At 70.1% G+C, this 9,845-nt stretch carries 9 protein-coding genes; 6 read left to right on the top strand and 3 right to left on the bottom strand.

Annotation, left to right across the window (positions count from 1 at the left end; all coding sequences use genetic code 11):
- Both D7V93_RS28885 and D7V93_RS28880 read right to left on the bottom strand, forming a co-directional pair.
- Nucleotides 1-577, bottom strand: a 577-nt coding sequence (locus D7V93_RS28885) for an ABC transporter ATP-binding protein (protein ID WP_120646454.1), incomplete at its 3' end; no start/stop codon positions are given.
- An 18-nt stretch (nt 578-595) separates the two neighbouring features.
- Nucleotides 596-2,137 carry an alpha/beta hydrolase gene (locus D7V93_RS28880; RefSeq protein WP_372338354.1) on the bottom strand — a complete coding sequence of 514 codons (1,542 nt, stop codon included), beginning with the start codon at nt 2,135-2,137 and terminating at the stop codon, nt 596-598.
- Between the two features lie 136 nt (nt 2,138-2,273).
- Between D7V93_RS28880 and D7V93_RS28875 the strand changes: the two genes are divergently transcribed.
- The 6 genes from D7V93_RS28875 (at nt 2,274) to D7V93_RS28850 (ending at nt 8,984) form a co-directional block, all read left to right on the top strand.
- Nucleotides 2,274-3,116, top strand: a complete 843-nt coding sequence (locus D7V93_RS28875; RefSeq protein WP_120646453.1) for an LEA/WHy family protein — start codon at nt 2,274-2,276, stop codon at nt 3,114-3,116.
- A gap of 105 nt (nt 3,117-3,221) precedes the next feature.
- Complete coding sequence (gene panD, locus D7V93_RS28870) at nt 3,222-3,614, top strand: aspartate 1-decarboxylase (protein ID WP_120646452.1); 393 nt, start codon at nt 3,222-3,224, stop codon at nt 3,612-3,614.
- A gap of 111 nt (nt 3,615-3,725) precedes the next feature.
- Nucleotides 3,726-4,169: a hypothetical protein gene (locus D7V93_RS28865; RefSeq protein ID WP_120646451.1), complete on the top strand. Its 444-nt coding sequence runs from the start codon at nt 3,726-3,728 to the stop codon at nt 4,167-4,169.
- Between the two features lie 43 nt (nt 4,170-4,212).
- Nucleotides 4,213-4,845, top strand: coding sequence for a hypothetical protein (locus tag D7V93_RS28860; protein WP_120646450.1), 633 nt, complete (start codon nt 4,213-4,215; stop codon nt 4,843-4,845).
- Nucleotides 4,846-4,990: 145 nt separating this feature from the next.
- Complete coding sequence (locus tag D7V93_RS28855) at nt 4,991-8,302, top strand: P-loop NTPase fold protein (RefSeq protein ID WP_158623887.1); 3,312 nt, start codon at nt 4,991-4,993, stop codon at nt 8,300-8,302.
- Between the two features lie 142 nt (nt 8,303-8,444).
- Nucleotides 8,445-8,984, top strand: coding sequence for a winged helix DNA-binding protein (locus D7V93_RS28850; protein ID WP_120646448.1), 540 nt, complete (start codon nt 8,445-8,447; stop codon nt 8,982-8,984).
- Here the strand turns inward: D7V93_RS28850 and D7V93_RS45255 are convergent.
- Nucleotides 8,947-9,519 (bottom strand): hypothetical protein, encoded by a 573-nt coding sequence (locus D7V93_RS45255; protein ID WP_158623886.1) that lies wholly within the window; start codon nt 9,517-9,519, stop codon nt 8,947-8,949. The two genes, D7V93_RS28850 and D7V93_RS45255, sit on opposite strands and share 38 nt — an antisense overlap.
- Nucleotides 9,520-9,845 lie beyond the last annotated feature (326 nt).

The following is a 9,845-nucleotide window of genomic DNA, read 5'->3' as shown; positions in this document are numbered from 1 at the left end:
GCATCACGTGGCTGGAGAACACCACGCAGCAGCCCTGCGCCTTCAGCTTGCGCAACAGCGTGCGCACGGAGCGCGTGGCCATCACGTCCAGCCCGTTGGTGGGCTCGTCCAGCAGCACGTTGCGAGGGCCGTGCACCAGCGCGCGCGCCAGCGCCACCTTCACGCGCTCGCCCTGGCTGAAGCCCTCCGTGCGCCGGTCCGCGATGTCCTTCATCTCCAGGAGCTCCACCAGCTCCTCCACGCGCCCATCCAGCGTGGCGCCGGACAGCCCGTGCAGCTCGCCGAAGTACCGGGCGTGCTCGCGCGCGGTGAGGCGCGGGTAGAGGCCGCGCGCGTCGGGCAGTACCCCCAGCGCGCGCCGGGCGCCCTGCGGATCCTTCGCCACGTCCATGCCGTCCACGGTGGCGGTGCCGCTGTCGGGCCGCACCAGCGTGTAGAGCATGCGCAGCGTCGTCGTCTTGCCGGCGCCGTTGGGGCCCAGCAGGCCCGTGATGACGCCGTCCTCCGCGGTGAAGGTCACGTCCTCCACCGCCGTCACCTTGCCGAACTGCTTGTGCAGGTTCCTGGCTTCAATCATGGGCGAGCGGGTCCTGACCTACGGCACGGGGCCGGCGAAGGAGGTGAAGAAGGGCGGCCGCTTGAGGCCCTTCCCGCAGTCGGGCGTGAGGCCCTCCACGCTGCCGCGCGTGAGCACCTCCGCCATCAGCGAGCGCGCGCAGTCCGCGCCCACCGTGTTGTGCCCCAGCCCCGGCACCACCACGTGCAGGCTGTGCGTCAGCGTCTGCTTCGCCTGCTCGCCCCAGGTCGGCGGCGTCACCGGATCCAGCTCGCCGGAGAGCAGCAGCGTGGGGATGTCCGACGCCACCGGGTCGCGGAAGTTCTTCGGCACGTCCGCGACGGGCCACTTCGCGCACGCCTTCTTCACGTCCAGCGCCATGCGCGGGCCGAACCAGGTGCCCTTCGCCTCGCGCTCGGCGTCCGCCTCGGTGAAGAAGGGAGCGTCCTCCGCGCACACCACCGCGAGGAACATGCCCCGGCTGGTGGTGCGCGCCACCTCGTCGGTGAGCCCCAGCGACAGCGCCACGAAGGGCGTCCAGTCATCCTTCGCCGCCCGGTCCAGCATCAGCGGCACCAGCGACGCGACGTCCGGGCTGTAGAGCAGCGCGAACATCTCCGACACGAAGACGCGCCGGGTGAGCGTGAAGTCCTCCGGCACGCCCGTGCGCGGATGCGGCACGCGCACCTTCGCGGGCGCGGCCTCCAGCTTCGCGAGCAGTCCCTCCGTGCGGGTCCGCAGGTCCGGGTAGGCCTTCGCGCAGACGGCGTCCTTCGCGCACGCCTCCAGCAGCAGGTCCAGGGCGCGCTGGCCGTCACGCGCGGCGTACAGCGGCAGGTACTGCCCCATGGGGGCCACGCCATCCAGGATGGCCGTGCGCACGCGGTCCGGGTGCTGGCGCATGTACACCAGCGCCGCGCGCGTCCCGTAGGAGATGCCCCACAGGTTCACCTTCCGGTAGCCCAGCGCCGCGCGCACGTCGTCCAGGTCGTCCATGGCGATGGACGTGGTGTACAGCCGCTCGTCCGCGTCCCAGCCCTTGCGGCACTGGGGCAGCACGTCCGCGTCCTCGCGGTCCTCGAAGCGCGCCGCCAGGGACCCGCGCGAGGGATTGAGCGCCTCGCAGTCCAGCGGGTGCGAGTCCCCCGTGCCGCGCTGATCCACGAAGACGATGTCGCGCTGGCGGCGGATGCGGTCCAGCGCCGGCAGGATGCGCGTGCGCGAGGCCGCCTGGCCCGGGCCGCCCGCCAGGAAGAACAGCGGATCCTCCTGGGGCTGCGACGCGAGCGCGGGCACCACCACCACGCGCAGGGAGAGCTTGCGGCCCTTCGCCGCCGTCCGGTCCTCGAAGACCTCCAGCGTGCCGCACAGCGTCTGCGCGGCCACCCCGTCCAGCCGGCACGGCGTCAGGGCCATGTGCCGCACCGGGCCGGAGGCCCCCGCGGACTCGCCCGACGCGCGCGAGCAGCCCGTCAGCAGCGCCAGCAGCGCCAGCGCGAGCGGGACGAACCGGCCATGCCGGGGCCCGGCGGGGGCTCCCGGGGAGGTGGCGAGGGGGTGAGAGAAGATGCCACCTGTCACGGCGGGCCAACCTCCGGCACGGGGGAGACCCTGGCCGCATACCATTGGTGTGCCGAAGGTGCACCCACCCGCCAAGGGTCCGCTCGCGCGCCGGGATTGAATCCCGCGCGGACCGGGTGCGTCCTCTGCTACGCCCATGCCCATGAAGAAACGCGCGTTCCTGGTGTTCCTCGCCCTGTCCGTCTTCACGCTCAGCGGCTGCGCCGCGCTCCAGAGCCTCCTCAGTGGCGCCTTCAAGAAGCCCACCCTGCGCTTCAAGACGGCGCGGCTGGCCAATGCCTCGCTGTCGGACGCCACGGTGGACCTGGTGTACGAGCTGGACAACCCCAACAGCCTCGGCCTGAAGCTGGCGTCGGTGGACTACTCCTTCTTCGTGGAGGGCAAGCAGGTGGTCGCCGGCAAGCCGAAGAGCGGCGTGAACCTCAAGTCCAACGGCAAGAGCGAGCTCGTCTTCCCCGCCAACGTGCGGTTCGCGGACATCGCGCCGGTGGTGACGACGTTCCTCAACAAGGACGTGGCGGCCTTCAAGGCCCAGGGCTCCCTGGGCATCCAGACGCCCATCGGCATCGTCAAGCTGCCGCTGGAGAAGGAGGGCACCTTCGCGGTCCCCAAGATTCCCCAGGTGCAGTTCCAGGCGCCGCGCATCACGAACGTCACGCTGAGTGGGGCCACGGTGGAGTTCCCCCTCTCCATCACCAACCGCAACGGCTTCCCCCTGCCGGTGTCCGGCATCACCGGCGCCCTCAAGGTGGCGGGCGCGAGCGTGGGCAACCTGAACACGGGCAACCTGGGCATGCTGGACGCCAGCGGGACCAAGCAGGTGACGCTGCCCCTGACCATCAACTTCGCGAGCGCGGCGTCGGCGGCCATGGCCCTGCGCTCGGGCGGCAATGCGCAGGTGAGCCTGAACGGCAACCTGACCTCGGACGCGCAGTCCGTGCCCCTGAACCTGAGCCAGCTGGTCAACTTCAAGAAGTAGCTGACGGAGGGCATCCAGGGGAGCAGGCGGTGGGGGACACCGGGGATGTTGTCCCCGGACAGGGGAGCCGTTACGGTTGCGCCGCTTCCCCGAGGGCCCCCCGCCATGCGCCGCATCCTCTTCAAGTCCAAGATCCACCGCGCCACGGTGACGCAGGCCGACCTCGACTACGAGGGCTCGGTGACCATCGACCGCAACCTGCTCCAGGCCGCGGACATCCTCCCGTTCGAGAAGGTCGCGGTGTGGAACGTCACCCGCGGCACCCGGCTGGAGACGTACGCCCTGGAAGGGGAGGCGGGCAGCGGCGTCATCTGCATCAACGGCGCGGCCGCGCACCTCAACCAGCCCGGCGACCTCGTCATCCTCGCCACCTTCGCGGAGGTGGAGGAGGCGGAGCTGGCGAACTGGAAGCCCACCGTCGTGTTCGTGGACGGCAAGAACCGGGCGGTCCCCGGCCTCACCGAGGAAATCCCCGGGCCCGCGCGCCGTATTGCCTGAAGCCGCGGGCGCCGGCCTGTTTTGCCGGCCTCCCCCCTGTCTGCCATGCTCCCCGCCCTTCCCTGCAGGAGCGGGGGCGCGGCAGCCCCGCGTCCCGGAGGCGACGGCGCGATGAGGTGGACGTGGGTGGGTCTGACGGCCCTGGCGTGGGCGGCGGTGGGGTGCAGGTCCGTGGGCCCCTACCAGCGCGACCCCAACGACGAGGACGCGCTGTCCTCGAACGTGCCGGTCATCCGGGCGCCCCCGAAGGACCGCTGCGTCGCGCTGGGGAAGTCCTCCGTGCGCGGCAACTGCGATGACGCGCTCTACCTGGGCAGCGAGTACACGCGGCGCCTCGCGGTGGGCGACGAGGTCTGCCTGGAGGGGGGCTACGGCGAGGAGCCGGGCGCGGCGTGCAAGGCGCGCGCGGCGGTCATCGACACGGCGACCAACCGGGTGAAGCTGGAGGTGCGGCAGGCGCGCCCGGACTCGCGGTGGTTCAAGTCGGAGATGCGGCACGCCTGGTACGAAGAGGGCGCGCTGGTGGACCTGTACCTGGCCGAGCGGGGTTACTAGACACGAGGCACCCGGCCGCGAGCGCGGCCTCAAGGAGGAGGACATGGCCTTCTACGACGGCGTGACGGAGCGACTGGGCTTCATCAAGAAGCTGACCCCCGCGGAGCTGAAGAAGCTGGGGGCCCTGCGTCTGTCGGACCTCATCCAGCAGGAGGTGGGGCGGGCCAAGGTGCGCGTGGCGGCGCTGGAGAAGCGCTATCCGTCCGCGACGACCAAGGAGCTGGCGCAGCGGCTGGTGGACGAGAAGAAGAGCCTCGCGGGCATGGTGGGCGGCGTGAGCGGCGTGTTCGGGCTCATCTCCCTGCCGGCGGACCTGGTGTTCATGGCCTACCTGCAGATCATCCTGCTGACGGACGTGGCCACGCTCTACAAGGCGAACCTCAAGACGGACCGCGCGCGCGGCGAATTGATGGACCTGTTCGGCTACGCCAACGGGCTGGGGCCGCTGCACCGCTCCGGGCCGAAGGTGCTGGGGAAGCTGGCGGCGCTGCTGCTGGCGAAGGGCGGCATGTCCACGCTCGGCCGCGCCATGCCGCTGGTCGCCGCGCCCATCACCGCGTACTTCAACAACCAGCACATCCAGATGGTGGGCGAACAGGCCGTGCGCTTCTACGAAGGCTTCGACAAGGCCCACGCCAAGGCGAAGTCCGCGAAGCGCAAGGCGAGCGGGGCCTGAGCAGGGCATTCCTCCTACGTGATAGCGTTGCCTCCGCAATGCCTGACACGTAGGGGGGATGTCATTGATTCCACGCTCGGTTCTCGATTCCATCGCGCTCGTCATCACTCCGGAGCCGCCCGCGAGAACCGCGCGTTGGCAGGCGATGGCATCGCTTCTGGCACCCGGCCTGGCGCTGACCACCGCCAATGCCATTCCCATCAGTTCCTCCAAGAGCTTCTTCGTACGGGCCGCCAATGGGGGAGCGGCCTTCGTCGAGGCCCACGTCCTGGCGGTGGACGAGGACAGGGACCTGGCGCTCCTGGAGGTGACGCCTTCGGTGCTCGATGCCTCCGCGAGGCCTCTTGCGCTCCGACTTCCCTCCCAGGGAGCGGAGTGGCAGAGCATGGTGAAGCCCGGCAGAACGCATGAGTCTCCCCTGCAGCGGCTTTCTGGCACCGTGGGCCCGCTCATGCGGGATGGGCGCCTGGCCCTGCAGGCCAATGAATCGCCACCCTTCGCCGGTAGCAATGGGGCACCCGTCATCTCTGATGACGTGCTGGTCGGCATCCTGTCGGTTGAGACTTCATTGCGGTGCTACGTCATTCCCATCACCTTGCTTCAGGAGAGCACGCTCTGGCCCCTGATCCAGTCACGGCTCCCGCACCTCCAGCCCGGGTCCTCCTCGGGCCCACCCGCGGAAGAGCACCCCTGGTTTGAAAGGCTGTCGCCCTCCGCGCGACAGGTCCTCTCGGTCACGGACGGATTGCTGCGGGCCGTTCAGGGCGGGCGGAACCACCAGGGACTGCCCCCGGGGGCCAAGCTGCTGCTGGAGTACCTCGTCACGGCACTCGCGGAGGAAGAGGGAGGCCCCCTTCCCGCCTTGATGCAGCGGAAGTCCGTCGATCCCAGGGAGCTGGCGGCGCGCATCGAAGCCGCGAGCCGCACCCCGATTCCTCCTCGGGGAAGCTACGAAGTCACTCCCCTCGAAGCCCTCCCACCGCTCTCCCTGTACATGAAGGAGGCGCTGGGGCTCGCCGTCCAGGAAGCCACGGCCCGGCGCTCGGAATCCATCCAGAGCGCGCACCTGCTGCACGGCGTGCTCTCCGTCAATGACAGCCCCCTCGTCCAGGCGATGGCGGCCCTTGGCTTGAGCAGGGACCTCATCACCTTCGAGGATTCGGGAGAGCCGCTCCTCGTGGGCTTCCGTCCGGACGACCTGCGGGGTGTGGACCGCCTGGGAATCGATCCGGAAGTGGATGCCCTGGTGTCCGTCCTGGCCGCGAAGGACGTCGAGCCACCCCTGTCCCTGGGCCTCTTCGGAGACTGGGGCAGCGGCAAGAGCTTCTTCATGCGTCAGCTGGAGAAGTCCATCGACGCGCTCGCGGCGAAGGCCTCACCGGGCTACTGCGAGAAGATCGTCCAGATCCGCTTCAACGCCTGGAACTACATCGACACCGAGAACCTCTGGGCCAGCCTGACCTCGGAGATCTTCGAGCAGCTCGCGCGGAAGGTCTCCCAGGACGACAGGGGCAGCGGCGCCATGCAACGGGCCCGGCTGCTCGCCGCCACGGCCAGCTCGCGCGACGTGCTCACCGAGGCCCAGCAGAAGAAGGCGAACCTCGAAACCAGCCTCCGCTCCAGCGAGGAACGCCTCCAGAAGCTGGCCCTCTTCGACGCGAACCTCAAAGCCAATCTCCGCGACGTCGTGCTGGAGCGCGGCACCCTCCAGCGCATCATGGAAACGACAGGGCTCGGGAAGCAGGCGGAGGCCCTCTCCGCGAAGCTCCGGCTTCCCCTGGACAAGGCCACGCCCGAAGGCGTCCAGCAGCTCCTGGAGCTGAGAAGCCTGGGCGGGCGGCTTCAGGCCTTCTGGCGCGCGCTGCGGGCAAAGCCCGCGGGAGAGCAGCAGCGCTTCTTCCTGCTCGTGCTCGTGTGCCTGGGAGCGCCCCTCCTCGCCACCCTGGTGGCGCCGTACTTCACGAAGGCCTGGAAGGAGGTGTCCGGGGCACTTGGAGTGCTGGGCCTCGGAGGATTGTTCCTGAAGCTCCAGCCCTTCCTCAAAGCGGCGAGGACGGCCGTGGGCCAGATGGAGACGGCGTGGAACGCGGCCACGGCACAGATCGAGGACCAGAAGCAGGTCCGGCGGGTGAAGCTGGAGGACGAACGCAAGACCCTCGCGAGCCAGGTGGATCAGGCGCAACGGTCCGTGGAGGAGGCAACCGCCGCGCTTCGCGACATGGAGGCGCAACTCGATGCCCTCGGCGCGGACCGGCAGGTGTCGGAGTTCATCCGCCAGCGCCATGAAAGCACGGACTACACGCAGCACCTGGGAGTCATCGCCCGGGCGCATCAGGACTTCGAGCGGCTCACGGAGCTGCTCAAGGACGCGCGGGACGAACATTCGCGGGAAGCGCTGGAGCCCACCGGGCCGGAGGCCAGGGAGCGTCCTCCGGCACTGCCGCACATCGACCGCATCATCCTCTATATCGATGACCTGGACCGCTGCCCCGAGGACAAGGTCGTCGAGGTGCTGCAGGCGGTCCACCTCCTGCTGGCCTTCGAGCTGTTCGTCGTCGTCGTGGGCGTGGACTCACGCTGGTTGCTGCACTCGCTCCAGCAGCACTCGGCGGTCTTCCAGTCCTCGCTCCGCAGCGACACCCGCATGTCCAGCGAGGAGCGGCATCACTGGCAGTCAACCCCGCTCAACTACCTGGAGAAGATCTTCCAGATTCCCTACGCCCTGCGGGTCATGGAGCCCAGAGGGTTCGGCGCGCTCATCGATGACCTGACCCAGTCCCCTGCCGCCAGCCCTCCGCTGGGAGCGACGACACCGCACGACCTTCCGCAGCAGGTGTCCGAGCCCGCGAACGGTCCCCAGCCGCAGAAGGTGACGGCCCTGCCCGCGCCCGCGACGGAGGGGACCCGCGACCCTGTGCCACCACCTCCTCCGGCACCCCTCATCCTGCGCATCACGGAGGAGGAGCGCCGCTTCATGAAGCAGCTGCACGGGCTCATTCCTTCGCCTCGCGCCGCGAAGCGCTTCGTCAACACGTATCGGCTCATGCATGCCTTGCTGCCCGCGTCCGAACGGGCGGCGTTCATCGGAACCCCGGAGCAGCCAGGTGAATGTCAGGTCGCCCAATTCCTGATGGCGCTGCTCATCGGGTACCCGGCAGAAGCCGTGCAGGTCCTGGAGGCCCTCATCGAGCAGGAGCCCCAGCAGTCTTGGTGGTCCTTCATCCAGTCGACGCTCCACGGCGACCGGGGAGACGGACAGCCCCTGGAGCGCTGGGCGGAAATGTGGTCCCACCTGGAGGAACTCCATGAGCAGCAGCTCTTCTCCGACGACCTGGCCTGCGGCGTGTTCGTGAAGTGGGCGCCCCGGGTGGCTCGCTACTCCTTCCAGGGGCGCTCGGTCCTGCTGGCCCGCCGGAAGAAGGAGGCGCCACCGCGACTCAGGGCCGCCGCGGGTTGAAGGCCCGATAAAGCCCCCTACAACCCAACCGATATGCCCGCTCCGTATCCCCGTTGAGTTTCATGCGGGCCTGGACCCGCGGGACCCCGTGGCGGCGCTGGCCGGAGCCGGAGGCTGGCGCTCCCAGGGGATGGAGGGGTGCATGACGGAGCTCTCGGTGGATGTGCGGGTACAGGTGGCGCGGTTGCGGAACCTCCTGGTTGACGCGGCCCGCTGCGGCTCCCTGGCGAGTCCCCTGGCGTCCCTGTCGCATCCCCGCTGGGAACCGCTGGAGCTCCAGGCCCTCTGGTGGTTGCGCGCGGAGTGCCTGCTGCCCGTGGGCGTGCTCGCGATGCGGCTGGGCGGACTCGCCATGCCCCGCTTGAGCCGGCTCGTGGACCGTCTGGAGCAGGGCGGCCTCGTGCGCCGCGAGCGCTCCGTGCGGCATGATCGCCGCCGCGTGCGCGTGCGCCTCACCGACGAGGGACGCGCCCTGGCGGAGCAGACGGACGCCCAGGTGCAGGAGCGCATGGCGCGGCTGCTGGCCCCGCTCCAGGGTGAAACGCGCAGCGCGCTGGTGGACATCCTGGAGCTGTGGGTAGAGGCGCTGGGCGCCCAGGCGCGCGCCGCCGAGGAAGCGGACGAGGACGCCGCCGCCCCGGGCGTCACCCCCGATGAGGGCCTGACGGCCTCCGCCGCGTGACGAAGGCCCACGGGCCTTCAGCTTCACCTCGATGACGCCCGAGCGACGGCAGGCTTCCGCGCCCTCCCCTTCCCAGGGCGCGGAAGCCCTGCACCTGCAATGGGAGTACGTCCGCGCGCACGGGCCACCGCCCCGCGGTGTCCGTCTCTCCCTGCACGGGAGGCATCGACCTGTCTCCACCACTCGCGATTACCCATGCGCCGGACACCGGGCGCCCCTCGTGGGTGACCCGCACGTCGCACGAAGGGGCTGGGGCCTCCTCCAGCGCGAGCCCCACCTCCACGTCCGCGCCGTCCGCGTCCACGCGCGCCGATGTGCTCGGCCGCGACGCATCCGGCGCGGACGCCACCCGCGCCCGGTATGTGCCGGGCTCCAGCAGGGACACCGCGATGCCCCCTGCTTCGGGTAGGAACTCCCGCGCGGGCACGGCGCTCCAGGCGCCTCGCGAATCACGGCGCTCGAGCAGGTACACCGGATAGGGGGACCGCGCCCGCGCCTGGAGCCGCGCCCGCGTGAAGCAATCCCTCCGGGGCACCAGCCACCGGTACTCGCGACCAGAAGGACGGCCCGCTCATTCCACGGCACCAGCCCGGCCCCCAGGGGTGGCAAACCTCCATGGAAACGAGGTCACACCGGTCCTGCGCGGACACACGACCTTTAAATGCAACTTGATTGCATCTACATGTCAGTGGCATTGATTGCGGGCCGCTCACGGGAAGCCGTAGCGGCCCGCGCACCGCCACGGGTGCGCCCGGAGGGGAGCCATGAGCCGCATCGTCTGGAGTGTCGGAGGCACGGGGATGCTGCTGTCGTGCCTCGCGGTGGCCTGGCTCCACCGCCCCCTGGAGGTCCCTCCCAACG

Source organism: Corallococcus llansteffanensis, assembly GCF_003612055.1.
GTDB lineage: Bacteria > Myxococcota > Myxococcia > Myxococcales > Myxococcaceae > Corallococcus > Corallococcus llansteffanensis.
Note: the sequence above shows the minus strand (reverse complement) of the source record. Positions and strands in the feature narration are given on the sequence as shown.

What these genes read in the sequence shown, in the direction of transcription:
- D7V93_RS28875 (WP_120646453.1), top strand. Translation starts at nt 2,274, where the DNA reads ATGCCCATGAAGAAACGCGCGTTCCTGGTGTTCCTCGCCCTGTCCGTC.
- D7V93_RS28860 (WP_120646450.1), top strand. Translation starts at nt 4,213, where the DNA reads ATGGCCTTCTACGACGGCGTGACGGAGCGACTGGGCTTCATCAAGAAG.
- panD (WP_120646452.1), top strand. Translation starts at nt 3,222, where the DNA reads ATGCGCCGCATCCTCTTCAAGTCCAAGATCCACCGCGCCACGGTGACG.
- D7V93_RS28855 (WP_158623887.1), top strand. Translation starts at nt 4,991, where the DNA reads ATGGCATCGCTTCTGGCACCCGGCCTGGCGCTGACCACCGCCAATGCC.
- D7V93_RS28850 (WP_120646448.1), top strand. Translation starts at nt 8,445, where the DNA reads ATGACGGAGCTCTCGGTGGATGTGCGGGTACAGGTGGCGCGGTTGCGG.
- D7V93_RS28865 (WP_120646451.1), top strand. Translation starts at nt 3,726, where the DNA reads ATGAGGTGGACGTGGGTGGGTCTGACGGCCCTGGCGTGGGCGGCGGTG.